This is a genomic window from Streptomyces sp. R44 (genome assembly GCF_041053105.1).
GTDB lineage: Bacteria > Actinomycetota > Actinomycetes > Streptomycetales > Streptomycetaceae > Streptomyces.
Genome location: NZ_CP163444.1, coordinates 1,430,157 through 1,454,763 on the forward strand (window position 1 = coordinate 1,430,157; position 24,607 = coordinate 1,454,763).

A 24,607-nucleotide genomic window follows, 5' to 3' on the forward strand; every position below is an offset into this window, starting at 1 on the left:
CGCACGGTAACGCCGGGATTTGGCGATTGCCACGGGCCGGGCGCGACGGCGGGGCCGCTGCCCAGCTCGGCCGGCCGCATGGTGGGCATCTGCACATGGCGTCCGGCTCGCCCCGCGCAGGATTCTGTGCGGTGTCAGCCGATCGTCGACAGCGCCGTCACCTCCGCTGTTGCCGCCGTGTCCCTGGAGCGTGTCATGTCACTGAGCGTCGCCGGCGTGCTGGGCGAGTCCGCCCGCCTCTTCCCCGACCGGATCGCGGTCGTCGAGGGCGCGACCCGGCTCACCTACCGGGAGTTGTGGACGGAGGCGCTGCGCTGCGCGGCGGGCCTGCGGGAGGCGGGGGTGAAGCCGGGTGACCGGCTCGCGGTGCTGCTCCCGAACACGTCCGAGTTCCCGCGGGTGTACTACGGGGCGCTCGCGGCCGGTGCGACGGTCGTGCCGGTGCACGCGCTGCTCGTCGCCGACGAGGTGCGGTACGTCCTGGAGCACAGCGGCGCGGTCGGCATCGTGAGCGGCGGGCCGCTGTGGCCGGTGGCGGACGAGGCCGCGCGGGCCGCCGGGGTGCGGGCCTTCCAGGGCGCGCCGTCGGCCCCGGAGCCGCTGGCCGCGCCCGAGCCGGCCGAGCCTTCGGACACGGCCGTGATCCTCTACACGAGCGGGACGACGGGCCGCCCCAAGGGCGCCCTCCTCACCCATCTCAACATCGTCATGACGCGTCCGTGACCTCGCAGGACCTGCTCGGCCTCGGCGCGGGCGACGTGGTCCTCGGCTGTCTGCCGCTCTTCCACAGCTACGGCCAGACCTGCGCGATGAACGGGACGCTCCGGCAGGGCGCGACGCTCGTCCTCATGCCCCGGTTCAGCGGTCCCGCGGCTCTCCGGGTGCTGGTCGACGAGGGCGTGACGGTCTTCATGGGCGTCCCGACGATGTACCACGCCCTGGTGGAGGCGGCCGCGGCCTCCGCGCCGCGTCCGGAGGCCCTGCGGGCCGCCGTGTCGGGCGGCGCGGCGCTGCCGGTCGCCGTCCTGGAGCGCTTCGAGGAGACCTTCGGCACCCAGGTCCTGGAGGGGTACGGCCTGACGGAGACCTCCCCGGTCGCCACCTTCAACCAGCCGCACATCGGCCGCAGGCCCGGGACCGTCGGTCACCCGGTCCGGGGCGTCGAGGTGGGGATCGCGGACGCGGCCGTCGAGGGGCGGATCCGGCTGCTCGGGGACGGCGAGACCGGCGAGGTCGTGGTGCGCGGGCACAACGTCTTCGCCGGCTACCTCGACGACCCCGGGGCGACGGCCGCCGCGATCGTGGACGGCTGGTTCCGCACGGGCGACCTGGGCGTCCGGGACGCGGACGGCTTCCTGCGGATCGTGGACCGCAAGAAGGACCTGGTCATCCGGGGCGGCTTCAACATCTACCCGCGCGAGGTCGAGGAGGTCCTGGTGCGCCACCCCTCGGTCTCGCAGGTCGCGGTGATCGGCGTCCCCGACGAGGCGAAGGGCGAGGAGGTGTGCGCGGTGGTGGTACGCCGGGCCGGCGCCGCCCCGCTCTCCGAGGAGGAGCTCGTGGAGTGGTCGCGGGAGCGCCTCGGCCGCCACAAGTACCCCCGGATCGTGCGCTTCGTCGAGGAGCTGCCGCTCGGCCCGACCGGCAAGGTCCTCAAGCGCGCGCTGGTGTCGCGGGGTTGACCGGAGGCCCCGCCCTGACCGCATGATCTGGACGGTGCGTCACCGTCCACCCTGAGAAAAGGTGAATCGATGTCGGAGCACGTCGCTGAACACGTCCAGGACGGTCCCGGGGTCCGCACGCGGAACGGAGTCCTGCGGGGCAGTCTGAAGGACGACGTGGCGGCCTTCCTCGGAATCCCTTACGCGCAGGCCCCGTTCGGGGCGCTGCGGTTCCGGGCGCCGGAGCCGGTGGAGCCCTGGGAAGGGGTACGGGAGGCCACCGCGTTCGGACCGACGGCGCCCAAGCGCGCGTACGCCCCGCCGCTCGACGCGCTGCTCCCCGACCCCGGGGTCGCGGGCGACGACTGCCTCAACCTCAACGTGTGGGCTCCCTGGCCCGCCGCCGGTCCCGGCGGTGGCGGTCCCGGCGACGGCGGGCGTGCCGTCATGGTCTGGATCCACGGCGGGTCGCTGATCCACGGCTCGTCGGCGGTCCCCGTCTACGACGGCACCGCCTTCGCCCGGGACGGCGTGGTGCTCGTCTCGGTCAACTACCGGCTCGGCATCGAGGGGTTCGGGGTCTTCCCCGACGCGCCGGCCAATCTCGGTCTGCGCGACCAGATCGCCGCACTGGCCTGGGTCCGGGAGAACATCGAGGCCTTCGGCGGGGACCCGGAGCGGGTCACCGTGTTCGGCGAGTCGGCCGGGGCGATCTCGATCGCCGCCCTGCTGGCCTCGCCGTCGGCGAAGGGCCTGTTCCGGCGGGCCGTGATCCAGAGCGGGGCGCCGAGCGCCCGGTCGATCGACGTCGCCCGGAGGACGACGGAGGCGATCGCCGCCCGGCTCAAGGTGCCGGCGACGGCGGAGGCGTTCGCGCGCGTGGACCGGGAGCAGCTGCTCGCGGCGCAGACCGCGGTGACGGGCAAGGGCAATCCGGTGCTCAGCAGCCACACCTTCCACATCGCCGTGGACGGCGACGTCCTGCCGGACCATCCCGGGGACCTGCTCGCGGACGGCGCTTCGGCGGACGTGGAGCTGCTGATGGGCACGAACACGGACGAGTACCGGCTGTGGTTCGTGCCGGGCGGGCACACCGAACGGGTGGGGTCCCTGGTGCAGCGGCTCCTGCTCCGCAGGGGGCGGATATCGCCCCGTGTGGCGAAGGTGTACCGGGCGGAGCGGCCGCAGGAGAAGCCGGGCGAGGTCCTGGGCGTGCTCGCGGCGGACAAGCTGCTGCGGATCCCGCAGAACATGTACGCGGACGCCCGGCTGAGCGGCGGGGCCGCCGCGACGTATCTGTACGAGTTCGGCTGGCCCTCCCCCGTCCTCGACCTCCGCGCCTGTCACGCGCTCGAACTCGGCTTCGTCTTCGACACGCTCGGCCTGCCGGAGACCCGCGCGCTGACGGGCCCGGACGCGCCGCAGGAGCTGGCGTCGGCGATGCACGCGGCCTGGGTGGCGTTCGCGAAGACCGGCGACCCGGGCTGGCGCCCGTGGGACCCGGCCCGCCCGGTGATGACCTTCGGCCCGGGCCTGCCGTCCCTGGTCGAGGCGCCGCGGGAGGCCGAACGGCGGGCGTGGGAGGGGTGACCGGCCCGTAGGGGACATCTCGGGGGCGCTCGTCCAGGCGTACGGGAATCACGGCCCGGCGCGGCTCGTTCACGTGAGGGACGGGCCGCGCCGACGAGAGGCAGCAGAAGCGATGAGCGTAGACACGACGACCACGGACCCCAGCGCGTACTCCGCGTCGGAGGCGGTGCGGCGGATCCTGACGTCCACGGGCGACACGTGGGCGGTGGTCGGGCTGTCGTCGAACCGCGCCCGTGCCGCGTACGGGGTGGCGGCGGTGCTCCAGCGCTTCGGCAAGCGGATCGTCCCGGTCCATCCGAAGGCGGAGACGGTGCACGGCGAGCAGGGGTACGCCTCGCTGGCCGACATCCCGTTCCCGGTGGACGTCGTGGACGTCTTCGTGAACAGCGAGCTGGCGGGCGCCGTCGCGGACGAGGCCGTGGCGATCGGCGCCAAGGCGGTCTGGTTCCAGCTGGACGTCATCGACGACGAGGCCTTCACCCGGACGCGCGAGGCGGGCCTCGACATGGTCATGGACCGCTGCCCCGCGATCGAGATACCGCGCCTGGGCTGAGGCCCCGTCGGTTCAGCCGACGGGGACGCCGAGGCCCTCCAGGACGACGGCGCCGGGGAGTTGGGCGAAGGCCTTGCCGGGGACGATGAGCTTGCCCCGGCGACGGCCGCTGCCGATGAGGACCCACTCCGTGTCGACGACGGCGGCGTCGACGAGGAGGGGCCAGTCGGCCGGGAGGCCGATCGGGGTGATCCCGCCGTACTCCATGCCCGTCTCGCCGGTCGCCGTGTCCATCGGGGCGAACGAGGCCTTGCGGGCGCCGAGGTGCTTGCGGACGACGCCGTTGACGTCGACGCGGGTCGCCGACTTCACGACGCACGCGGCGAGCGTCGTCGTCTCGCCGCGCTTGCCCGCGACGACCACGCAGTTGGCGGACGCGTCGAGGAGCTCGGGCCCGTGGTGCTCGACGAAGACGGCCGTGTCGGCGATGGCCGGGTCGGTGTCCACGTACACCAGCCGGTCGGCCGGGACGGGGCCTGACCAGGCGCGGACGGCGGCCGCGACGGGGTCGGTCAGCAGGTCGAGGCAGTCGGGGGCGGGCCGGGCGTCGTCAAAGTGTCCGATGGGTGCGCGCATACGCTTCACGCTAACAACCGCGAGGGGGTGGACGGCGGCCCGTCTCACCGTTCGGGCGCCGGAGTTCGGGCGTCGACACAGAGGCGCCGGAGGTCGGGCACCGGCACAGAGGCACCGGCACAGAGGCGCCGGAGTTCGGGCCTCAGCGTACGGGCGGGATGGAGACGGCCATCGTCATCTCGGCCGGTTCCTCGCCGTCGTTGCGGTAGGAGTGCGCGACGTTGGCCTCGAAGACGGCGGAGGTGCCGGCCGGCAGCGGGTGCTCTTCGTCGTCCACGATCAGGGTGAGCGTCCCCGCGGTGACGTGCAGCAGCTCCACCGTGCCCTCCGGGTGCGGGTCGGAGGCGCTGCCGTCGCCCGGCATGAGGGTCCAGGACCAGAGCTCCAGGGGGCCGCGGGCCTCGGTGCCGACCAGGAGGGTGGTGTGGCTGCCGGTGGAGGTGGACCACATGCGGACGGCCTGGTCCGGCGGGACGAGGCGGACCTGGGGGCCCTGCTCGTAGTCGAGGAGGGTCGTGATGGAGACGCCGAGGGCGTCGGCCAGCTTCACGGTGGTGCCGACGCTGGGATTGGTGCGGGCCTGCTCGATCTGGATGATCATGCCGCGGCTTACGCCCGCGCGGGTGGCGAGCGCGTCCAGGGTGAATCCCCGCTCCTTGCGCCAGCGCTTCAGGTTCCGGGCGAGCGACTGCGTGAGCTGGTCGAGGTCCGACACATTCCGTCCAATATTCTGGATGACAGAGTTCAATGCACTGAACTACGGTGGGGTGCACCCGATGGTTCACTGCACTGTACTGCCGCACGCCCCTGCGAGGATTCATGACCGCCCTGTTCGCCCTGGCCACCAGCCTTCTCTGGGGCCTCGCCGACTTCGGGGGCGGGCTTCTCACCCGGCGGATCCCCGCCCTCACCGTCGTCGTGGTCTCCCAGGCCCTCGCGGTGCTCGTCCTCGGCACGGTCGTCCTCGCGACCGGCGCCTGGACCGAGGCGGGACCCCAGCTCTGGTACGCGGTCGGGGCGGGCGTCGTCGGCCCGGCGGCCATGCTCGCCTTCTACAAGGCGCTCGCGCTCGGGCCGATGGGTGTGGTCTCCCCGCTCGGCTCGCTCGGCGTCGTCGTCCCCGTCTCCGTCGGCCTGCTCGTCGGCGACCGGCCGGGGCTGCTCCAGTTCGCCGGGATCGCGGTGGCGATCCTCGGCGTGGTGCTCGCGGGCGGACCGGAGCTGCGCGGGGCGCCCGTCCAACGCCAGGCGGTCCTGCTGACCCTGGTCGCGGCCTTCGGCTTCGGCTCGGTGATGGCGCTCATCGCCGAGGCGTCCACGACCGTCACGGGCCTGTTCCTCGCCCTGTTCGTGCAGCGCGTCACCAACGTCCTGGTCGGCGGCGGCGCCCTCTACGCCTCGGTGCGGCGCGGCGGCCGCGCGCTCCCCGAGGGCGGCTCCGGGGTCGTCCGTGCCGCGGTCCCGGCCCTCGCCTTCGTGGGCCTGGCGGACGTCGCCGCCAACGGCACGTACGCGCTCGCCGCCCAGCAGGGCCCGGTCACCGTCGCCGCCGTCCTCGCCAGCCTCTACCCGGTGGTCACGGCCCTGGCGGCCCGCGGCGTCCTCAAGGAACGCCTCCGTGCCGTCCAGGCGGCGGGCGCGGGCCTCGCTCTGGTGGGCACGGTCCTCCTCGCGACGGGCTGACCGCCGGCCGCCGTCCCGGACCACCGGCCACCGGCCACCGGCCACCGGGACCCGTCAGATCACGACGGGACGGACTCGGAGCTGCCCGTGCGCTGGGCCTCCCACACCGCGAGGGCCGCCAGCTGCTCCGGGGTGACGTGTTCCGGGATCGGGGTCGGGGCCGGAGTGCGGAGCGGGGGCTGCCAGCCCTTCTCCGGGTCCCAGCTGCGGACGACCTTCGCCGGGGCGCCCGCCACGACCGAGTGGTCCGGAACCTCACCCCGTACCACCGCGCCCGCCGCGACGACGACGTTCCGGCCCAGGCGCGCCCCGGGGAGGATCACGGCGCCCGTGCCGAGCCAGCAGCCGGGGCCGATGGAGACCGGTTCCGAGCGGGGCCACTGGCGGCCCACGGGCTCGTCCGGGTCGTCGTAACTGTGGTTGGTCGAGGTGACGTAGACGTACGGCCCGCAGTACGTGTTCGAGCCGATCGTCACCTTCGCGTCGGCGATGACATGGCTGCCGCGCCCGAGCACGACCCCGTCACCGAGGGTCAGGACGGTGTCCTGCCCGAGGTCGAGGTCCGGCAGCATCCCCGCCGTGAGCGTGACCTGCTCGGCGATGATGCAGCACTCGCCGATCTCGATCCACGGGTCGCCGAAGACCGTGCCCTGCGGGAAGGCGAGCCGGGTGCCCGCGCCGAGGCGGCGGAACCGCAGCTTCCCCGGGTGTTCGGCGGTGACGGAGCCGGCCTGCTGCACCCAGCGCCAGCCGCCCTGCACGGCACGGGCGAGGACCCGGCGCCGCCAGGCGGCGAGGGATGAGAACGTGTTTCTGTTCCTGGGCACCCGGCCACCGTAGTCGGCGCCGTCGTGCCTGATCACCGCGGTGCGCTGTGATGTCCGTCATGAGCACGGCATAGGCTGCGCCCGGGGGTACCCCCGGGCGTGACATGACGGCTGACGATCAGGAGCGAACCATGACAGAGGCGTTGATCAAGGGAGTGGGCGGCAAGGAGCCGCAGATCGACCCGACCGCCTTCACCGCCCCGACCTCCGTGGTGCTCGGCGAGGTCACCCTCGGCGCGCGCGCCAGCATCTGGTACCACGCGGTGCTGCGGGCGGACTGCGGTCCGATCGCGATCGGCGAGGACTCCAACATCCAGGACAACTGCACCGTCCACGTCGACCCCGGCTTCCCCGTCTCCATCGGCGACCGGGTCACCGTCGGCCACAACGCGACCGTGCACGGCTGCGTGATCGAGGACGACGTCCTGGTCGGCATGGGCGCGACGGTCCTCAACGGGGCCCGGATCGGCGCCGGCTCGCTCGTCGCCGCCCAGGCGCTCGTCCCTCAGGGCATGGAGATCCCGCCGGGCTCGCTGGTCGCCGGCGTCCCCGCCAAGGTGCGCCGCCCGCTGACCGACGAGGAGAAGGCGGGCATCCGGCTGAACGCCGAGATGTACCTGCTGCTCGCCAAGGGCCACGCCGAGGCCTTCGAGGACTGACACGCACGCGAAGGAGGGCGGCACCCGTTCCCGGACACCGCCCTCCGTCGCGTACGCGTACCGTCCGCGCTCAGTCGGCCGCCGGGACCGGCTCCGGCTCCGCGGCCTCGGCCCGCTGCGCGGCCGCCTTCTTGGCGCGGTTCTTGACGATCAGCATCGAGGCGATGCCGATCAGGACGGCGAGGACGAGGCCCAGCCAGGAGAAGCGCTTGAGCCAGGCCTCGGCGACGATGCCGACCGTGTAGATGACGGCCGTGGTGCCGCCGGCCCAGAGGATGCCGCCGAGGACGTTGGCGATGAGGAACTTCCAGTACGGCATGTGCAGGACACCGGCGAGCGGGCCCGCGAAGATCCGGAGGAGGGCGATGAAGCGGCCGAAGAAGACCGCCCACATGCCCCACTTCTGGAAGGAGTTCTCGGCGAGCCCGATGTTGGCCTCGCTGAAGTGCTTGGGGAACTTCCTGCCCAGCCAGGCGAGCAGCGGCCGCCCGCCCTTGCGGCCGATCGCGTAACCGATCGAGTCGCCGATGATCGCGCCGGCGGTGGCGCAGGCGCCGAGGACGTACGGATTGATGTCGCCGTGCTGGGAGGCGAGCAGCGCCGAGCTCACGAGCACGATCTCACCGGGGAGCGGGATGCCGAGGCTCTCCAGCCCGATCACCACCCCCACAAGGACGTAGACGGCGACCGCGGGGATCGTCTCCAGCCACTCCTGGACGTGCACGCGGTTCCTCCCGTGTCGGCTGCTCAGCTGCGCGATGGCCCGGCACGCACGTCGGCGGGCACGCCGGGGAAGCCTACCTGGTCAGGGCGAACGGACCTCGACTCCGAGGCGGCACCTCGGGGAAGCGCGACCGCCCCCGCACCCGGGCGGGGTGCGGGGGCGGTGGGCGCGCGCCCCGGGATCAGGAGTTCGGGCGCAGCGTCCAGACGACCGTCATCTCGCCGGTCACGGCGCCGTCCTCGCGGGTGATGTCGATCCGGACCGGGAACTCCGGCCGCTCTCCGGCGTCGAGTTCGGCGACGACCTCGGCGGCGGGGCGGCCGAGGGTGGCGGTGGCCGTGACGACACCCATGGCCAGCTTCTTGTAGCCGATCTCGGCGCTGACGGCGAGCGGGACCGCGCGGCCCAGCTGGTCGCCGAAGGCGGCGAGCACGATGGCGCCGCTGGCGGACTCGGCCAGGGTGAACATCGCTCCGGCGTGCGGGCCGCCGACGTGGTTGTGGTAGGCGGGCTGGTCCGGGAGGCGCACGACGGCGCGCTCGGCGGTGGTCTCCAGGAACTCCAGGTTCAGGGTTCCGGCCATGGGGACCGTGGCGGCGAGCATCTCGCCGACGGACATCTGGTCTGCGCTCATGGACCGTGATGTTACCCACGAGTAGCAGCCTTGGCCATCCCCCTCCGGCCCCCGGCGCGGGGGCGGGCGTGGTCGAGCGGCCCCCGCACCTCTATGGTTACTGGCCATGTGGCCAGGACAGCAGCCGCCCGGGGGCGAGCAGAACCCGCAGGACCAGAGTCAGAACCCCTACCAGCAGTCGGGGTACCAGCAGCCGAACCCGTATCAGCAGCCGCCTGCCCAGCCCGGGTACCCGCAGCAGCCGCCGACGCAGCCCGGCTACCCGCAGCAGCCGCCCGCGCAGCCGGGGCATCCGCAGCAGGGGTACGGCGCCCAGCCGGGGTACCCGAACCCGTACCAGCAGCCGACCGTGCCGCAGCAGTACGCGGTGCCGGGCCCCGGACAGCCCGGTGGGCCCGACGGCGGGAAGAAGAAGCAGACGACGCTCGTGGCGATCGTCGCCGCCACCGCCGTGGTCGTCGCGGCCGGAGTCACCGGTTACCTCGTGCTCGGCGACGACAACGACGAGAAGAACAACGCCGACGACCCCAAGCCGTCCGTGACGGCCACCGCCTCCGCGGACCCCTCGTCCGCCCCGGCACCCGACCCGAGCCAGTCCTCCGGGATCGCCAACCCCCGCGACGGTGCGGCGCAGCAGGCGACGATCCCCGGCTGGAAGGTCGTCTACAACCCGAAGTACGGCACCCTCTTCGACGTACCGCCGGAGTGGGAGGTGTACAAGCCGGGCTCGATCACGTTCTTCGAGGACGAGAAGAAGGGCGGCGGCACTCCGCTGGTGACGATGTCCAGCCCCACGAGCCTCAAGAGCAAGTGGTGCACCTACGACGTCGACAAGAACGGCACCCAGGAGAGCTGGGGCCTGTCCACGGCCGGCACCAAGGGCGGCCAGGGCGCCAAGGACACCTCGTCCCTCGCGCGCAGCGAGGCCGGCACCTGGGTGTGGGGCGGCTACGCCCAGCACATGCCGCAGAGCACCATCCAGATCACCAAGCCGGTGCCGTACACGACGAAGTCCGGTCTCACCGGCAGCATGGCGACGGCCACGGCGCCGGGCGTCAAGAAGCGCAACAAGTGCGAGACGGACGGCAAGTCGATCGCCTTCTCCTTCAAGAACGCCGCGGGCGACTTCTCGACCTGGGTGCTCTACGGGGCCGACGGCGTCAAGGACGAGCTGCCCGACGCGACGATCCGCCAGATCCTCTCCACGGTCCGGCTCGCGCCCTCCGCCTGACCCTCCGGCCACCGGGCCCGGCCACGCCGGTCCCGGTGGCCCCGGCCGGCCGGGCTCCCGCGCCCTGACAGACCGTCCGGATATCGGGTTGGCAGTACGGGGAGAGGACGGGGATAGTCCCGGGGTGACCACACCCGCCTCCTCCCCCTCCCCCCGCCTGGCCGCGACCCGCTCCCGCCGTCCCGAGTGGGCCGGCCGCAACTACCTCCTGCTCACCGCCGCCACGATCGTGACCAACCTCGGTACGCACGGCGCGCTGATCGCCACGACCTGGGCGGTCTTCGACTCCGGGGGCGACGCGGGCGACGTGGGCCTCGTGGCCATGGCCCGCTTCCTGCCCCTGGTCCTCTTCCTCCTCATCGGCGGCGCCGTCGCCGACCGGCTGCCCCGGCACCGGGTGATGGTCGCCGCGAACGCCCTCAACTGCGTCTCGCAGGCCGCCTTCGCCGTCCTCGTGCTCTCCGGCGAGGCCCGCATCTGGCAGATGATGGTGCTCACCGCGCTCTGCGGCACCGGCCAGGCCTTCTTCAACCCGGCGGCCGAGGGCATGCTCATGTCCAGCGTCAGCGGGGAGCAGGCCAGTCGCGCCTTCGCCGTCTTCCGGATGGCGATGCACGGCGCGGCCATCGGCGGAGCCGCGCTCGGCGGCGCGCTCGTCGCCTTCGTCGGGCCGGGCTGGGTCCTCGCGATCGACGCGGTCGCCTTCGCCGTCGCGGGCGGTCTGCGGGCCTTCCTCGACGTGAGCGGCATCCCGGACCGCGCCCCCGGCGGCGGGCTCTTCGCCGACCTGCGGGAGGGCTGGCAGGAGTTCGTCGGCCGGCCCTGGCTGTGGTCGATCGTCGCCCAGTTCTCGGGGGTGGTGGGACTGATCGGCGCGGTCGAGTCGGTGTACGGACCGCTGGTCGCCCGGGACGAGCTGGGCGGCTCGCGCCCCTGGGGCATCGCGCTCGCCGCGTACGGGGCGGGAACCGTCGCGGGCGCCGTCCTGATGACCCGCTGGAAGCCGCGCCGGATGCTGTTCGTCGGGACCCTGTGCGTCTTCCCCATCGCGCTGCCCTCGGCGGCGCTCGCGGTGCCGCTGGACGCGGCGGGCCTGACGGCGGCCATGTTCGTCAGCGGCGTCGCGATCGAGGTCTTCGGCGTCTCCTGGATGACGACCATGCACCAGGAGATCCCGGAGGAGAAGCTGTCCCGGGTCTCCGCGTACGACTGGTTCGGGTCGACGGCGCTGCTTCCGCTGTCCACGGCCCTCGCGGGCCCGGCGGAGAACGCGTTCGGCCGGAGCGAGGCGCTGTGGGGCGCGGCGGCGCTGATGGTGCTCGTCACCGCGCTGGTCCTGTTCGTGCCGGACGTACGGAACCTGACGCGGCGCCCGCACACGAAGGAGGTCGCGGGCGCTCCGGCCGCGGAGGCCTCAGCCGATGCCGAAGGCGCCCTCCGGGGGAACGGGTGACGGTACGGCCCCGGCGTCGAGGACCGGCTCGGCGCCGCCGGTGAACCGGGTCAGCGTCTCCCCGTGCTCCACACGCGCGGGGAAGGCGTCGGCCGCCGCACGACGCGCGAGGTGGGCGATGTCGATCGGGCGGCCCGAGGCGACCAGGACCGCGTTCCCGAAACGGCGGCCGCGCAGTACGGCGGGCTCCGCGACGAGCGCGAGCTCCGGGAAGACGGCGGCGAAGGTGGCGAGCTGGGAGCGGAGGAAGGGGAACGGCGCGCCGTCGGCCAGATTGGCGGCGTAGAGCCCGCCGGGCCGCAGCACGCGCCGGACCTCGCGCGCGTACTCGACGGAGGTGAGGTGCGCGGGCACGCGCGAGCCGCCGAAGACGTCGCCCACGATCAGATCGGCCGAGGCGTCCGGTGCCGCCTCCAGCCAGGCCCGGGCGTCCGCCCCGTGCACGGTCGTCCCCGAGCCCTCGGGCAGCGGCAGGTGCTCCTCGACCAGGGCGAGCAGCCCCCGGTCGGCCTCGACGACGTCCTGCCGCGAACCGGACCGGGTGACGGCCACGTACCGGGGCAGCGAGAGAGCCCCGCCGCCCAGGTGCAGGACGTCGAGGGGCGCGCCGGGCTCGGCGGCGCCGTCGACGACATGGGCGAGGCGCCGCGCGTACTCGAACTCCAGGTAGGCCGGATCGTCGAGGTCGACGTACGACTGGGGCGCCCCGTCGACGGTCAGCAGCCAGGCCCGCTCCCGGTCGACATCGGGCATGAGGCGCGCGGTGCCGTGGTCGACTTCGCGGATGACGGGAATGGGCTCGTTCACGCCTTCATTGTGCCGCGACCGTCGCCAGGCCCCGGGCCGGGCGCCCGCGCCGCTGCCGCTGCCGCTGCCGCTGCCGCTGCCGCTGCCGCTGTCGCTGTCGCTGTGGGCAATCGTCCCGCAGGGCGGGACGGGTGGGCACAGCACCCGATGCCGGGTTCCGGCTCCCTCCGCGGCGCCCACCAGGTCCTGGCCGCACCCTCGGTGCCAGGTACCCCGCACCGGCGCGGGATTACGGACCCGTCAGCCGGTCCACACCGCCGCGACGGCCGACGCATGGGCCGCCGCCTGCGCCCGCCCCGCACGGGCCGCGGCCGCCCGGTGCGCCGGGTCCAGCGCGTTCCGCCCGATCGCCTGCCGGGACGCCGCGTCCGGTGTGATCACCTCCACCCGCGCCCCGCCGGCCGCGAGCGCCGCGCCCTGCCGTACCGGCGAGAGCACGACCTTGCTCCCCCGCGCGCTGGGCGCGACGACGACGATCCGGTCGTGACCCGCGGCGAGGTGCGCGTTGGCGGTGGAGTGGATGCCGCCGTCGATCCAGCGCCGCCCGCCGACGGTCGCCGGAGGCCACACGCCGGGGATGGCGCAGCTCGCGGTCACGGCGTCGGTCAGCAGGACCCCGCTGTCCTCGTCGTAGGCGGTGAGTTCGCCGGTCTCGGCGTCGACCGCGGTGATGAGGAGGGGCCGAGCGGGCCAGTCCCCGGCCCGGCCAAGGCGCCGGGCGACGGCCGCGCGCCGGTCGGCCTCGGCGACGGTGGGGGCGGCGAGGGCGAGCCGGCCGAGCCGGCGTCCGTACTCCTCGGGGGTACGGGACCGGAGCACGGCCACGGCGTACCGGAGGATCGTCGGGAGGCCGAGCCGCGCGGCCGGCTCGGTGGCCTCCCCGTCGAGCTGCTGCTCGTACAGCGCGTCGAGCCCGCCCCGCCCGCAGGCGGCGAGCTGCGCCCCGACGACCGCCCCGGCGGAGCTGCCGACGATGAGATCGGCACCGGTCAGATCGGTCCCGGCGTCGAGGAGCCCGCGCAGGATCCCGATCTCCCACCCGGCCCCGACGAGCCCACCGGCCCCGAGCACCAGTGCCGTCCGCTTCCCCGCCCGCGTCCCCGTCTGCGTCATGTCCCGAGTCTCGCGCAGGAGTTGTCCCGCCCGGCGGGCGGGGGCGGGTCAGAGGTTCTTGAGGGCCTCGCGGACGGAGAGCGGGGAGAGGCGGGTGCCGTGGGCGGCGACGAAGGCGCGGACCTCGGCGGGGGCCGTCTTGCCGTACTCGCGCAGGCTCCAGCCGATGGCCTTGCGGATGAAGAAGTCGGGGTGGGCCGAGCGGCGCAGGCAGTAGTCGAAGAGCCGGTCCGCGTCGGTGGCGTCCTTGTAGCGCAGCTGGTGGAGGAGGGCGCTGCGGGCGACCCACAGGTCCTCGTCGTCGATCCACGTGTCCATCTCGCGCGCGAGGGCGGGATCGGCCGCCACCAGGCCGCCGACGACGTGGGCGGCGAGGTGGTCGACGGTGTCCCACCAGGAGACGGTGGTGACGAGGCGGAGTGCGACGGGCAGGAAGCCGGAGGAGCAGCGCCTGACGTGCCGACGGAGGTAGTCGACGGCGAAGTAGTGGTACTCGCGCTCCGGGAGGGCGAAACAGCGCAGGGCGATCGCCGTGCAGTCGGTCTCGTCGGGGCGCGGGGTGCCGTCGAGGACCGTGCGGGACAGGGCGCGGCGCTCGGGCGTGCGGATGCCGAGGAAGGGAGCCGCGCCCTTCATGTACGCGACCATCTCCTGGGCCCGGAAGGGGTTGCCCGCGGCGGGGTAGACCCTGGTGAGCCGCTCCAGGACGGTGTCGGCGAGGGCGCTCGCGGGCGGCGCGGTGTCGTTCATGGGGCCCTCTCGGTCACGGCGCGCTCCGGGTGCGCATCGGTCGGAAGGTCCGTGCGCCCCGGACGGACGGCCCCGGCGCCCCGGACGGACATGACGCACATTACGGCGCTCCTACGGACTCGTCCGTTACTCTCCCCGAATGCTCGCTCCCGTCCCCCGGCCGCCGGGCTCCCTCGCCGTCCGCTGCTCCCGGGCCCTGCTCTCCCCCCGCGCGCGGCTGTCGCTGCTGGCCCTGCTGCTGCTCTCGGCGGCCACCCTCGTGGTGCTGTACGAGCCGCAGCGGATGCTGGCCTCGGGCTGGCCGCCGCACACGAGCGGCGCCGGCGCGGTGCTGCTGTTCGGGCTCGCGTACGGGGTGTGCGCGGCGGCGTTCGTCCCGCGTCCGGTGCTCAATCTGGCGGCGGGCGCGCTGTTCGGTTCGGCGGCCGGTCTGACGGGCGCGCTGGCGGGGACGGTGCTCGGGGCGGGGATCGCGTTCACCCTGGGCCGGTTCCTGGGGCAGGACGCGCTGCGGCCGTTCGTGCGGGGCCGCTGGCTGACGGCGGCGGACGGCCAGCTGAGCCGGCACGGGTTCCGTTCGATGCTGGCGATCCGGTTGTTCCCGGGGGTGCCGTTCGCGGCGGCCAACTACTGCGCGGCGGTCTCCCGGATGGGATACGTGCCGTTCCTCGTGGCGACCGCGCTCGGCTCCCTGCCGAACACGGCGGCGTACGTGGTGGCGGGTGCCCAGGCGGGTACGCCGGGCTCGCCGGCGTTCCTCTTCTCGGCGGGGTTCATCGTCCTGTCGGGCCTCGGCGCGGCGGTGGTGGCCTGGCGCAAGCGGCACGGCCTGCGGGCGGCGGCCGGAGCCGCGGCCGGAAAGCGCGAGCCGGAGCGGGAGCCGGTGCTCCGGTAGCGCCAAGGGCCTCGCCATGGGCCCGTCATCTTGGGCATGTACGCTGCGCACGACCTTCTGACCGCACACGTACATAACGGGACGGCCCTAGCCCCATGAGTTGGTTCGAATCGTTCATCCTGGGACTCGTCCAGGGGCTGACGGAGTTCCTTCCCATTTCCTCCAGCGCGCATCTGCGTCTCACCGCGGCCTTCGCCGGCTGGGAGGACCCCGGCGCGGCCTTCACCGCGATCACCCAGATCGGCACGGAGACCGCGGTCCTGATCTACTTCCGCAAGGACATCGCCCGGATCGTCTCGGCCTGGTTCCGCTCGCTCACGGACAGGACGATGCGCTCGGACCACGACGCCCAGATGGGCTGGCTGGTGATCGTCGGCTCGATCCCGATCGGTGTCCTGGGCGTCACGCTCAAGGACCAGATCGAGGGCCCGTTCCGCGACCTGCGGCTCACCGCCACCACGCTGATCGTCATGGGCGTGGTCCTCGGCATCGCGGACCGGCTCGCCGCCCGCGACGAGGCCGGCGGCCGGCACCGGGCCGCCCGCGAGCGCAAGACGCTCCGCGACCTCGGCGTGCGGGACGGTCTGATCTACGGCGCCTGCCAGGCGATGGCGCTCATCCCCGGCGTCTCCCGGTCCGGCGCGACCATCTCCGGCGGTCTGCTCATGGGCTACACCCGCGAGGCGGCCGCCCGCTACTCCTTCCTGCTCGCCATCCCGGCGGTGCTCGCCTCTGGCGGTATGGAGCTGAAGGACGCGGCCTCGGACGGCAGCGTCTCCTGGGGCCCGACGATCTTCGCCACGATCGTCGCCTTCGCCGTCGGTTACGCGGTGATCGCCTGGTTCATGAAGTTCATCACCACGAAGTCCTTCATGCCGTTCGTGATCTACCGGATCGCGCTGGGCATCCTGCTGTTCGTCCTGGTCGGCGCGGACGTCCTCAGCCCCCACGCGGGCGAGTCCGCCGGCTGACGGAGATGACGAGGAAGGGCCCGCACGGTCGACAGCCGTGCGGGCCCTTCCGCACTCCGGCCCCGTCGTCCCGTCCCCGCGCACGTGGGTCGCTTTTCTGCGCAGCGGCCCCAGGCGCACCTTTCGGAACTCCGGTATCGCATCGTCACCGAATGGTCACCGTGTGATGACCAATGGGTCCGCACGCCTTCTCATCCGCCTCGCGGCCCGAATATCATAGCCCTGCGTTCCGGTCCGCTCGCCGTGTGTGACGCAGGGGGTGCTGTTTCGTCTGGGCGGCCGGTCTCGCATTTCGTCATCGGATCCGTGACTCATGGAATTGGGTGACCCATGCCTCCTCGGCTCGTCGGCCATCAGGGCTCTCTGGCGGGACAGCAGTTTCCGATCGGCGCCACACCGCTCACCCTGGGTCGCAACGGCGACAACAGCGTGGTGATAACGGTGGGGAACGTCTCGCGCTTTCACGCCGAGGTGCGTCGCGAACGCCATGGATTCGTCCTCTACGACAGCGGCAGCAGTAATGGAACCCGCGTCAACGGAACACGCGTCACCTCGCACGAACTGCAGCCCGGAGATCTCATCGAGATCGGCACCGAGACGTTCCGCTTCGAAGCCGCCGACGCGATGGAGACCATCCTCGACCTCTCCGTGCTCGGGCCGGTCGCTCCGTCCGAGGCGACCCTCGCGGCAGGGCCGGTGCTGAACGTCACGGTGACCGGCGGCGGTCCCGTCGGTCTGAGCTTCGCGCTCCTCCTGGAAGACCTCATGGGGCCCCGCGTGGCCATCACCGTGTACGACGGCCGGTGGGTCCAGGACGGAGCGAAGGTCGTCTGGAAGAGCGCGGGGCAGGGCAACGTCAGGCGGCAGCAGGTGGTCACCGTGCAGAGCCGCCAGTACCTCAACCTCCCCGAAGAGGTGCAGGCCCGGCTCTTCCGCGGCGACGCGTACTCCGAAATGTGGCCGGTCGGCCCCGATTCGCTCCGTGACCGCAAACCGAGGAACCTCCGCATCGCGTACATCGAGGACACCCTCCTCGAATTGGCCAACGAGAAGCCGGAGCGGATTCGGCTGGTTCCCGAGAAGTTCGACCCGGCCGCGTACCAGAAGGCGGAGACCCGGGGACATGTGCTCGCCGTCTGCGAGGGGAGTCGCTCCCGGACGCGCGAGCATTTCACCGACAAGTTCGGCAACGCCGACAAGTCCATCTACTCGCTGAACGGGCAGCACCTTCAGGACGTGGTCCTCGGTCTGCGCGTCAAATCGACCCTGACCGACCCCATGACGGTCCTGTTGACCGTCTCCCAGAACCGCTTCCTCCTCAACGCCCTGCGCGGCGAGGGTTTCCTGAACATGCGGCTCACCGACGCCGAGGCCGCGGAAGTGATCGGTATCGACCCGGTCCGGCACGTCTTCGAGGACTGCATCGCCTCCCGCCCGTGCGTCATGGGGCGGGACGACCACGGCGACTTCCAGTGCTCGACGCACAGCACGCTCTTCCTGCCCGCGATGGTCAGGGGTTCGGCCCTGTGGAGGCGGGTGAGGGAGGGGCTGGCACTGTTCGGGGTCGCCGAGCGGGACCTGAGCGCCGTCACCGCCTTCCGGCTCGACATGGTGCAGCGGCCACGGTTCACCACCCGGCTGCTGCCGGCCACGGCGACGACCCCGGGGACGTACGGCTTCCTCCTCGGCGACGCCGCCAACGCGATCCACTTCTGGCCGGGACGCGGGCTCAACAGCGGTCTGGGCTCGGCCATCTCCCTGGCCCGGTCCCTCAACGGCGCCTGGACCGGCAGGCCGTTCCGGGACGCCGACTTCACCCGCCACGAAGCGGCCATGTCCATGCTTCAGTACCGGCACAAGAGCCGTGCCTGGAACACGATGATCACCACCGACGAGAACGGCGTCAGCCGCGCGATCAAGGAGAGGATCGCCCAGAGCATCGAGGAGTCGGAAGGGAAGGACCTGGAGAGGGACGCGGACATCGACGCGCTCATGGAACGGCTGCGGGGAATCCGCGACCGGCTGGCACCACGCGTCCCCGGCATGCCCGACGACGCGACGCTCCGCGACCACCTGGAGACGCTCGACTCCTCGACCCTGCGGACCCTGTGGGAGAGCGGCGCCTGGGACACCCTGATGGTCGGCGGCGAAGAGGTCGACATCGACATCTTCTACCGACCGGCCGCGGCCACCGCCGCCCCCACCAGGACCCCCGCCCCGAGCTGATCGCGCGCGTCGCCGGAAGCGCTCGTCCGTCCCGACCCGGATGCCGAAGGAGGCGGGCCGCGCGTGCGACGGCAGGGCCACGGCCCGCATCCGCACGCGCCCGCCGAGGCGAAGAACCGGCGTAGGGCGTGTACGCCAAGGCCATCGGCGAAACGGATCAGCGCATGAACACTCCAAGCCCGGCCGGAGGCGCCCGCTGCCTGGTCACCGGCGCGACCGGCTACGTCGGCGGCCGCCTGGTGCCGGAACTCCTCGACGCCGGTCACCGCGTACGCTGCCTCGCCCGGCATCCGGACAAGCTCCGTGACTTCCCCTGGGCCGACCGGGTGGAGGCGGTGCGCGGTGACGTCACCGACGCCGCGAGCCTCCGCGGGGCGCTCGACGGCGTCGACGTCGCCTACTACCTCGTCCACTCCATGAGCTCCACGGCGGAATTCGAGGACAGGGACCGCCTGGCCGCCCGTGTCTTCGCCGCGGAGGCCCGGTCCGCCGGAGTGCGGCGGATCGTCTACCTGGGCGGCCTCACCCCGCGCGGAGTGCCGGAGAGCGAGCTCTCGCCGCACCTGCGCTCCCGCGCCGAGGTGGGCCGCATCCTCCTCGACTCGGGCGTCCCCACCACCGTGCTGCGCGCCGCCGTCGTCATCGGCTCGGGATCGGCCTCCTTCGAGATGCTGCGGTATCTGACGGAACGGCTGCCGGTCATGGTCACGCCCAGCTGGGTCGGCAGCAGGGTCCAGCCCATCGCCGTACGCGACGTCCTGCGCTGTCTGGTGGGCAGCGCCGGCATGCCCGCCGACGTCAACCGGACCTTCGACATCGGCGGACCCGACGTGCTCAGCTACCGGGAGATGATGATGCGGTACGCCGAGATCGCCGGCCTCCCCCGGCGCCTCATCGTTCCCGTGCCCGTCCTGACCCCGCGACTGTCGAGCCAGTGGATCGGTCTCGTCACACCGGTGCCGGCCTCCCTGGCCAAACCCCTCACCGAGTCGCTCAAGCACGAGGTGGTCTGCGGCGAGCACGACATCGCCCGGTACGTTCCCGACGGACCCGGCCGGCCCATCCCGTTCGAGGAGTCCCTCCGTCTCGCCCTCCGCCGGGTGCAGGACGCCGAGGTCACGACCCGCTGGTCCTCCGCCTCGCCGCCCGGCGCGCCGAGCGACCCCTTGCCGACCGACCCGGAATGGGCGGGCGGCAGCCTCTACACGGACGAACGGTCACGCGCCGTCGACGCCGGCCCGAACGCCCTGTGGCAGGTCATCGAGGGCGTGGGAGGGGAGAACGGCTGGTACTCCTTCCCGCTGGCCTGGGCCGTCCGGGGCTGGGCCGACCGGATCGTCGGCGGAGTGGGACTCCGGCGGGGCCGCCGGGACGCGACGCGTCTCCGGGTCGGCGACGCCCTGGACTTCTGGCGCGTGGAGGAGATCGACCGCGGACGCCTGCTCCGGCTCCGCGCCGAGATGCGTCTGCCCGGCCTCGCGTGGCTGGAGATGATCGTCGAACGGGACGAGGCGGGCCGTACGTCCTACCGGCAGCGGGCGCTCTTCCATCCGAAGGGCCTCGCGGGCCAGGCGTACTGGTGGGGGGTCTCCCCGTTCCACGCCGTGGTCTTCGGCGGCATGGCCCGGAACATCGCCCGCACCGCCGAGACGAGGAACGCGCGGCGGAACACACCGTGAACCGGCAGGGACCGCCGCCGCGCGCATCCGGCAGGCGGGGCGGCGGGGAACGGCGGAGGCAGGCAGGGGACATCCATACGCCGGCGGCGCGCTCGCGACCGGCGGCCGAACAGGGAGGACGCGATGACCGTCGCCGTCGTTCTGTACACCTCCGACCTCCGGGTGCACGACCACCCGCCGCTGCGGGCCGCCTTGGAAGGGGCCCACGAGGTGGTGCCGCTGTTCGTGCGCGACCGGGCCGTGGACCGGGCCGGCTTCGCGGCCCCCAACCGGCTGGCCTTCCTCGCGGACTGCCTGGTGGACCTCGACCGGGCGCTCAGGGAGCGGGGCGGCCGGCTCGTGGTGCGGAAGGGCGACACGGTGTCCGAGGTCAGGGCGGTGGTGCGACAGACCGAGGCGGACGAGGTCCACCTGGCGGCCGGTGCGACGGCCTTCGCCCGGGCGCGGGAGGAGCGTCTGCGCAAGGTGCTGGAGGAGGACGGCTGCCGGCTGTACGTGCACGACGGCGTGGTGGACGTCGTGCCGCCCGGTGACATCACCCCCCAGGGCTCGGACCACTTCGCGGTCTTCACGCCGTACCACCGGCGCTGGGCGGGCGAGCCGCTGCGGACACCGCTGGCCGCCCCCAGGGCGGTGCGCGTGCCGACGGGGGTGCGGTCGGAGCCGACGCCCCGGCGCTCCGGGATCGCGGACGTGTCGCCGGGCCTCGCCGTGGGAGGCGAGAGCGAGGGGCGCAAACGGCTCGCCTCGTGGCTGACGGCACACGGCGACGCGTACGAGCAGCGCCATGACGACCTGGCCGGCGACGCCACGTCGCGCCTCTCGCCGTACCTCCACTTCGGGGCCGTCTCCGCCCTGGAGGCCGTGCAGCGGGCCAGGAAGCGCGGCGGCGCCGGAGCGGACGCCTTCGTGCGGCAGCTGTGCTGGCGCGACTTCCACCGTCAGGTGCTCGCCGCCCGGCCCCGGGCGGCGAGCGCGGACTACCGTCCGCGTCACGACCGCTGGCGCCGGGGCGCCGGGGCCGAGGCGGACCTGGCGGCGTGGCGCGAGGGACGGACCGGCTATCCCGTCGTCGACGCCGCCATGCGGCAGCTCGCCCACGAGGGCTGGATGCACAACCGCGGCCGGCTGCTCACCGCCTCCTTCCTCGCCAAGACGCTGTACATCGACTGGCGCGAGGGTGCCCGCCACTTCCTCGATCTGCTGGTGGACGGCGACGTCGCGAACAACCAGCTCAACTGGCAGTGGGTGGCCGGGACAGGGACGGACAGCCGCCCCAACCGCGTCCTCAACCCGGTGCTCCAGGGCAAGCGGTACGACCCCGACGGCGCCTATGTCCGGCGCTGGGTGCCGGAGCTCGCGGACCTCGGCGGACCGGCCGTCCACGAGCCCTGGCGCCTCACCCGCCTCGATCGGGCCGCCTACGACTACCCGGACCCGCTGATCGAGCTCTCCGAAGGGCTGGCGCGCTTCCGGCAGGGCCGGGGGACCTCCTGAGCGGTGCCGCATCACCGGAATTCCGATGCGGAAACGATGCGGGTTGAGGAGCGGGGGGCCGGCGCCGGAACGTGAGGACACGGAATCGACGAGGTTCCGCCGTACCGCCGCTCCGACACCGGCGGTCGCACGCCCCGGTGGTCACCCGCGCCACCGCCCGGAGGAGGAACCGTCATGACCGCGCCCCGGACGACCGGCCCCCTCGCCACCCCGGCGGAGACCCACGACCACCGCACGCGGCGCGGCACGGCTGCCGCCGACGACGAGCGGATCGCGCAGGGGCTGGTCCACGGGGACGAGCGGTGCCTGGACATGGCGTACCACCGCTGGGGACGGCTCGTGCACTCGCTCGCGGCCCGCGCCCTGGGCGACCCCCGTGAGGCGGAGGACGTCACCCAGCAGGTGTTCGTCGCCGCCTGGCGGGGCCGCGCGAACTTCCGTCCCGAGCGGGGGACCCTGCCGGGGTGGCTCACCGGCATCACCCGCCGGAAGATCGCCGACGCGCTGACCGCCCGCACCCGGCGCACCGAGCTCACCGCGGCCCTCGGCGCCGCCCTGGAGCACACCGGCGGCTCCCAGGAAGGCCCCGAGGGGATCATCGACCGGCTCCTCGTCACCGAGGAACTGGCCCGACTCCCCCGCGTCCAGCGCGACGTCCTGGAGCTCGCCTACTTCGCCGACCTGACCCAGACGCAGATCGCCGACCGCACCGGCATGCCGCTCGGCACGGTCAAGAGCCACGCCCGCCGCGGCCTCCTGCGCATGCGCCACGGTCTCGGCCTCGCGGCGACGGGTGGGTGACCCGAGGCGGCGGGGTCAGTCCTCCTGACTCACGGCCGGTTGCCCGTACGGCTCCGTGCTCTCGGCCGGTTGCCCGTACAGCCGGGAGATCACGCCGAGGGCCTCGGGCAGCCCGGTGGGACGCACCGTGCCGGGAGCCGGGGGCCGGCCGAGCCAGCCGGGGCCCGCCAGCAGGACCAGGGGGGCCGTGCGTGCTCCCCGTACCCCGAACGCCGTCCCCGCGACGTGCCGGGCCAGGGCGTGGTTCGCGGTGGACCTCGCCTGGGACCAGAGGGCGACGGCGGCCGGCCCCGAGCGTCGCACCGCCGCGTCGAGGGCCTCCGCGGGCACCGCGGCGCCGAACATCCTGGTCGGCAGGCCCCGCTCCGCCAGTCCCGCCGCGAGCGCCTCCAGGGGGAGCGTGTGCTGCTCCCCGGGGACGCACGCCAGCACGACCGGGGCGGCCGGGGAAGCCGTCGCCGGGCCCGTCACGGCGGCCCGGCGCAGCGCGGTGGAGACGTGCCAGGACAGCAGGTGCTCCACCTCGACGTAGCGGTCGCCGGACGACTCCCAGGTGCGGCCCACGGCGTGCAGCGTCGGGACCATGATCTCCTGCCAGGCGGTGACCAGGCCGTGTTCGGCCAGCGCCTCCTGGAGCAGCCTCTCCATGGCGGGGCCGTCGAGGCGTACGGCGGCGCGGGCGAGCCCGCGGGCCTCCCGCCGGACGTCGCCCCGCGGCAGGCCTTCGCCGGGTCCGGGTCGACGGGTCCTCCCGGGGACGACGGGGGCCGCAGGGGCGCCGGGGGCGGCATCGGGAACGGTCGGCTCCGCCGAGGTCCGCGCCTGCCGTGCGGCCTTCGCGGCCTCGGCGGGCGGGACGCCCGAGGCCGTGAGGCGGCACATCTCGTCGAGCACCGCGAGGTCCGCCGGGCTCCACCGACGGTGCCGGCCGTCCGCGCGGACGGCCGGACCGATGCCGTACCGCTGGTCCCAGGAACGCACCGTGGTGGGAGAGACGCCCAGACGCCGCGCCACGGCACCGGTCGTGATCCCGTGCGCCGTATCGGACATGCCACCCACGATACGAGGTCCGATGCGGAAACGATGCACGGAAAGTGCGGTTCGCGGGCTGGGGGCTCTCAGGTCCGGTAGGGCACCCTGGCGATCTCCTCGATGCCGCCCAGGGTGCCCCACTCGTTCTTGCCGAGCCGGGTCAGCGGGCGCATGAGAGTCATCTCGGGGTGGCCGTCGACCATGACCGACTCGTCGACCGCCGCGTGCACGACCCGGCCGAAGACGACCGTCGAGTCGCCGATCCGCAGGGTGCTGTGCAGCTCGCACTCCAGGGCCACCGGCGACTGGGCGACCCGCGGCGGCTTCACCCGCAGGCTCGGCTCCCGCTCGATGCCGCAGGCGTCGAACTCGCTCACTCCGCGGGGGAAGTCCGTCGAAGTGGCGTTGATCCGCTCGAAGAGCCCCTCGGGGGCGAGGTTCACCACGAACTCCCCGGTCTCCTCGACGTTGCGCAGCGTGTCCTTCCGCCCGACCGAGGTGAACTGCACGACCGGCGGCGCCACCGAGGAGATGGTGAAGAAGGAGTGCGGGGCGAGGTTGTCCGTCCCGTCGGCCGAGGCCGTGGACACCCAGGCGATCGGCCGGGGCACGACGGTGGCGGTGAGGAGACGGTAGAAGGAGGTGCGGTCGGTCAGTCCGGGATCGATGTTCACGCGCATGGCCGCCAGTATGACCGGCCTCCTTCCGACCTCTTGGCCCCTGGCCCCCGCTGACCGACACTGAGCCGATGACGCAGCGCGTGGACCTCGCGACCGTGATGGACCGATTCGCCCTCGACGACCTGGTCACCGGGTACGCGGCGGCCGTGGACGAGGGCGACTGGGACGCCTACCGGGGGCTGTTCGCCCCGGACGGCCGGGCCGACTACCGCGGTTCGGGCGGGATCGAGGGGCCGGCGGCGGAGGTCGCGGAGTGGCTCGCCGCGACGCTGCCCCTGTTTCCCGTACGCCAGCACCTCATCGTGAACCGCCGGGTGCGGTTCCGTGAGCCGGGCGGCTACCCGGAGACCGGGGACCGGGCGGACATCGGCGCCGACTACGTCAACCCGATGCGGTTCGCCTCCGGCGAGGAGTTCGTCTGCGGCGGGCGGTACGCCTTCGTGGCGCGCCGCACGGCCGAGGGCTGGCGGCTGGCCTCGGTCGTCGTCGACGAACGGTGGCGCCGCCACAGCTGACCCCTGGTCACCGGGGGTTTCGCGGACACTGGAGGCATCGACGGGAGGCA

General features: G+C 73.4%; 23 protein-coding genes and 1 pseudogene. 14 read left to right on the forward strand and 10 right to left on the reverse strand.

Going from position 1 to position 24,607, the window contains the following annotated elements; genetic code table 11:
- Positions 1–195: 195 nt before the first annotated feature.
- The 3 genes and pseudogenes from AB5J54_RS06545 to AB5J54_RS06555 all read left to right on the forward strand — a co-directional run bounded on the left by AB5J54_RS06545 (position 196) and on the right by AB5J54_RS06555 (position 3,804).
- Positions 196–1,682: pseudogene (locus AB5J54_RS06545) on the forward strand (long-chain fatty acid--CoA ligase).
- A 69-nt stretch (positions 1,683–1,751) separates the two neighbouring features.
- Positions 1,752–3,251 (forward strand): carboxylesterase/lipase family protein, encoded by a 1,500-nt coding sequence (locus AB5J54_RS06550; protein ID WP_369142947.1) that lies wholly within the window; start codon positions 1,752–1,754, stop codon positions 3,249–3,251.
- A 112-nt stretch (positions 3,252–3,363) separates the two neighbouring features.
- On the forward strand, positions 3,364–3,804 hold the full coding sequence (locus AB5J54_RS06555; RefSeq protein WP_369142948.1) for a CoA-binding protein: 441 nt from the start codon (positions 3,364–3,366) through the stop codon (positions 3,802–3,804).
- A 12-nt stretch (positions 3,805–3,816) separates the two neighbouring features.
- On the opposite strand, the gene AB5J54_RS06560 is transcribed toward AB5J54_RS06555, so the two are convergent.
- Both AB5J54_RS06560 and AB5J54_RS06565 read right to left on the reverse strand, forming a co-directional pair.
- On the reverse strand, positions 3,817–4,380 hold the full coding sequence (locus tag AB5J54_RS06560) for a YbaK/EbsC family protein (protein ID WP_369142949.1): 564 nt from the start codon (positions 4,378–4,380) through the stop codon (positions 3,817–3,819).
- A 142-nt stretch (positions 4,381–4,522) separates the two neighbouring features.
- Positions 4,523–5,095 (reverse strand): helix-turn-helix domain-containing protein, encoded by a 573-nt coding sequence (locus tag AB5J54_RS06565; RefSeq protein ID WP_369142950.1) that lies wholly within the window; start codon positions 5,093–5,095, stop codon positions 4,523–4,525.
- 104 nt (positions 5,096–5,199) lie between these two features.
- On the opposite strand from AB5J54_RS06565, the gene AB5J54_RS06570 reads away from it, so the two are divergent.
- Positions 5,200–6,063, forward strand: coding sequence for an EamA family transporter (locus AB5J54_RS06570; RefSeq protein WP_369142951.1), 864 nt, complete (start codon positions 5,200–5,202; stop codon positions 6,061–6,063).
- 59 nt (positions 6,064–6,122) lie between these two features.
- Here AB5J54_RS06570 and AB5J54_RS06575 read toward each other — a convergent pair whose 3' ends face one another.
- Complete coding sequence (locus tag AB5J54_RS06575; RefSeq protein WP_369142952.1) at positions 6,123–6,890, reverse strand: acyltransferase; 768 nt, start codon at positions 6,888–6,890, stop codon at positions 6,123–6,125.
- A gap of 131 nt (positions 6,891–7,021) precedes the next feature.
- Here AB5J54_RS06575 and AB5J54_RS06580 point away from each other — a divergent pair, with 131 nt between their 5' ends.
- Positions 7,022–7,549 carry a gamma carbonic anhydrase family protein gene (locus tag AB5J54_RS06580; protein WP_369142953.1) on the forward strand — a complete coding sequence of 176 codons (528 nt, stop codon included), beginning with the start codon at positions 7,022–7,024 and terminating at the stop codon, positions 7,547–7,549.
- Positions 7,550–7,619: 70 nt separating this feature from the next.
- Here the strand turns inward: AB5J54_RS06580 and AB5J54_RS06585 are convergent, their stop codons facing one another.
- Entirely contained in the window at positions 7,620–8,273 is a 654-nt protein-coding gene (locus AB5J54_RS06585; RefSeq protein WP_369142954.1) for a DedA family protein, read from the reverse strand.
- Positions 8,274–8,454: 181 nt separating this feature from the next.
- Positions 8,455–8,907, reverse strand: a complete 453-nt coding sequence (locus AB5J54_RS06590) for a DUF4442 domain-containing protein (protein WP_189803803.1) — start codon at positions 8,905–8,907, stop codon at positions 8,455–8,457.
- Between the two features lie 106 nt (positions 8,908–9,013).
- Between AB5J54_RS06590 and AB5J54_RS06595 the strand changes: the two genes are divergently transcribed.
- Both AB5J54_RS06595 and AB5J54_RS06600 read left to right on the forward strand, forming a co-directional pair.
- Positions 9,014–10,138, forward strand: a complete 1,125-nt coding sequence (locus AB5J54_RS06595; RefSeq protein ID WP_369142955.1) for a hypothetical protein — start codon at positions 9,014–9,016, stop codon at positions 10,136–10,138.
- Between the two features lie 124 nt (positions 10,139–10,262).
- Positions 10,263–11,591, forward strand: a complete 1,329-nt coding sequence (locus tag AB5J54_RS06600) for an MFS transporter (protein ID WP_369142956.1) — start codon at positions 10,263–10,265, stop codon at positions 11,589–11,591.
- Here AB5J54_RS06600 and AB5J54_RS06605 read toward each other — a convergent pair.
- From AB5J54_RS06605 to AB5J54_RS06615, 3 genes are all read right to left on the reverse strand, one after another.
- On the reverse strand, positions 11,553–12,398 hold the full coding sequence (locus AB5J54_RS06605) for a spermidine synthase (RefSeq protein WP_369142957.1): 846 nt from the start codon (positions 12,396–12,398) through the stop codon (positions 11,553–11,555). The two genes, AB5J54_RS06600 and AB5J54_RS06605, sit on opposite strands and share 39 nt — an antisense overlap.
- Positions 12,399–12,638: 240 nt before the next feature.
- Positions 12,639–13,511, reverse strand: coding sequence for a patatin-like phospholipase family protein (locus tag AB5J54_RS06610; RefSeq protein WP_369142958.1), 873 nt, complete (start codon positions 13,509–13,511; stop codon positions 12,639–12,641).
- Positions 13,512–13,559: 48 nt separating this feature from the next.
- Entirely contained in the window at positions 13,560–14,261 is a 702-nt protein-coding gene (locus AB5J54_RS06615; protein WP_369142959.1) for a DNA alkylation repair protein, read from the reverse strand.
- Between the two features lie 139 nt (positions 14,262–14,400).
- Here AB5J54_RS06615 and AB5J54_RS06620 point away from each other — a divergent pair, with 139 nt between their 5' ends.
- The 6 genes from AB5J54_RS06620 (at position 14,401) to AB5J54_RS06645 (ending at position 22,330) form a co-directional block, all read left to right on the forward strand.
- Positions 14,401–15,156: a TVP38/TMEM64 family protein gene (locus AB5J54_RS06620; protein ID WP_369142960.1), complete on the forward strand. Its 756-nt coding sequence runs from the start codon at positions 14,401–14,403 to the stop codon at positions 15,154–15,156.
- Positions 15,157–15,251: 95 nt separating this feature from the next.
- Complete coding sequence (locus tag AB5J54_RS06625; RefSeq protein WP_369142961.1) at positions 15,252–16,127, forward strand: undecaprenyl-diphosphate phosphatase; 876 nt, start codon at positions 15,252–15,254, stop codon at positions 16,125–16,127.
- 330 nt (positions 16,128–16,457) lie between these two features.
- Complete coding sequence (locus AB5J54_RS06630; RefSeq protein ID WP_369142962.1) at positions 16,458–18,353, forward strand: FHA domain-containing protein; 1,896 nt, start codon at positions 16,458–16,460, stop codon at positions 18,351–18,353.
- A gap of 164 nt (positions 18,354–18,517) precedes the next feature.
- Entirely contained in the window at positions 18,518–20,032 is a 1,515-nt protein-coding gene (locus AB5J54_RS06635) for an SDR family oxidoreductase (RefSeq protein WP_369142963.1), read from the forward strand.
- Between the two features lie 123 nt (positions 20,033–20,155).
- Positions 20,156–21,529 carry a deoxyribodipyrimidine photo-lyase gene (locus AB5J54_RS06640; RefSeq protein ID WP_369142964.1) on the forward strand — a complete coding sequence of 458 codons (1,374 nt, stop codon included), beginning with the start codon at positions 20,156–20,158 and terminating at the stop codon, positions 21,527–21,529.
- A 312-nt stretch (positions 21,530–21,841) separates the two neighbouring features.
- Entirely contained in the window at positions 21,842–22,330 is a 489-nt protein-coding gene (locus AB5J54_RS06645; protein WP_369149239.1) for a sigma-70 family RNA polymerase sigma factor, read from the forward strand.
- 15 nt (positions 22,331–22,345) lie between these two features.
- On the opposite strand, the gene AB5J54_RS06650 is transcribed toward AB5J54_RS06645, so the two are convergent.
- Positions 22,346–23,380, reverse strand: a complete 1,035-nt coding sequence (locus AB5J54_RS06650; RefSeq protein WP_369142965.1) for a MerR family transcriptional regulator — start codon at positions 23,378–23,380, stop codon at positions 22,346–22,348.
- 68 nt (positions 23,381–23,448) lie between these two features.
- Positions 23,449–24,042 carry a flavin reductase family protein gene (locus AB5J54_RS06655; protein ID WP_369142966.1) on the reverse strand — a complete coding sequence of 198 codons (594 nt, stop codon included), beginning with the start codon at positions 24,040–24,042 and terminating at the stop codon, positions 23,449–23,451.
- A 68-nt stretch (positions 24,043–24,110) separates the two neighbouring features.
- On the opposite strand from AB5J54_RS06655, the gene AB5J54_RS06660 reads away from it, so the two are divergent.
- Positions 24,111–24,557 (forward strand): nuclear transport factor 2 family protein, encoded by a 447-nt coding sequence (locus tag AB5J54_RS06660; RefSeq protein ID WP_369142967.1) that lies wholly within the window; start codon positions 24,111–24,113, stop codon positions 24,555–24,557.
- Positions 24,558–24,607: the final 50 nt, after the last annotated feature.

What these genes read in the sequence shown, in the direction of transcription:
- AB5J54_RS06620 (WP_369142960.1), top strand. Translation starts at nt 14,401, where the DNA reads ATGCTCGCTCCCGTCCCCCGGCCGCCGGGCTCCCTCGCCGTCCGCTGC.
- AB5J54_RS06560 (WP_369142949.1), bottom strand. Translation starts at nt 4,380, where the DNA reads ATGCGCGCACCCATCGGACACTTTGACGACGCCCGGCCCGCCCCCGAC.
- AB5J54_RS06550 (WP_369142947.1), top strand. Translation starts at nt 1,752, where the DNA reads ATGTCGGAGCACGTCGCTGAACACGTCCAGGACGGTCCCGGGGTCCGC.
- AB5J54_RS06640 (WP_369142964.1), top strand. Translation starts at nt 20,156, where the DNA reads ATGACCGTCGCCGTCGTTCTGTACACCTCCGACCTCCGGGTGCACGAC.
- AB5J54_RS06570 (WP_369142951.1), top strand. Translation starts at nt 5,200, where the DNA reads ATGACCGCCCTGTTCGCCCTGGCCACCAGCCTTCTCTGGGGCCTCGCC.
- AB5J54_RS06610 (WP_369142958.1), bottom strand. Translation starts at nt 13,511, where the DNA reads ATGACGCAGACGGGGACGCGGGCGGGGAAGCGGACGGCACTGGTGCTC.
- AB5J54_RS06555 (WP_369142948.1), top strand. Translation starts at nt 3,364, where the DNA reads ATGAGCGTAGACACGACGACCACGGACCCCAGCGCGTACTCCGCGTCG.
- AB5J54_RS06590 (WP_189803803.1), bottom strand. Translation starts at nt 8,907, where the DNA reads ATGAGCGCAGACCAGATGTCCGTCGGCGAGATGCTCGCCGCCACGGTC.
- AB5J54_RS06660 (WP_369142967.1), top strand. Translation starts at nt 24,111, where the DNA reads ATGACGCAGCGCGTGGACCTCGCGACCGTGATGGACCGATTCGCCCTC.
- AB5J54_RS06655 (WP_369142966.1), bottom strand. Translation starts at nt 24,042, where the DNA reads ATGCGCGTGAACATCGATCCCGGACTGACCGACCGCACCTCCTTCTAC.
- AB5J54_RS06645 (WP_369149239.1), top strand. Translation starts at nt 21,842, where the DNA reads ATGGCGTACCACCGCTGGGGACGGCTCGTGCACTCGCTCGCGGCCCGC.
- AB5J54_RS06650 (WP_369142965.1), bottom strand. Translation starts at nt 23,380, where the DNA reads ATGTCCGATACGGCGCACGGGATCACGACCGGTGCCGTGGCGCGGCGT.
- AB5J54_RS06595 (WP_369142955.1), top strand. Translation starts at nt 9,014, where the DNA reads ATGTGGCCAGGACAGCAGCCGCCCGGGGGCGAGCAGAACCCGCAGGAC.
- AB5J54_RS06580 (WP_369142953.1), top strand. Translation starts at nt 7,022, where the DNA reads ATGACAGAGGCGTTGATCAAGGGAGTGGGCGGCAAGGAGCCGCAGATC.
- AB5J54_RS06630 (WP_369142962.1), top strand. Translation starts at nt 16,458, where the DNA reads ATGCCTCCTCGGCTCGTCGGCCATCAGGGCTCTCTGGCGGGACAGCAG.
- AB5J54_RS06625 (WP_369142961.1), top strand. Translation starts at nt 15,252, where the DNA reads ATGAGTTGGTTCGAATCGTTCATCCTGGGACTCGTCCAGGGGCTGACG.
- AB5J54_RS06615 (WP_369142959.1), bottom strand. Translation starts at nt 14,261, where the DNA reads ATGAACGACACCGCGCCGCCCGCGAGCGCCCTCGCCGACACCGTCCTG.
- AB5J54_RS06635 (WP_369142963.1), top strand. Translation starts at nt 18,518, where the DNA reads ATGAACACTCCAAGCCCGGCCGGAGGCGCCCGCTGCCTGGTCACCGGC.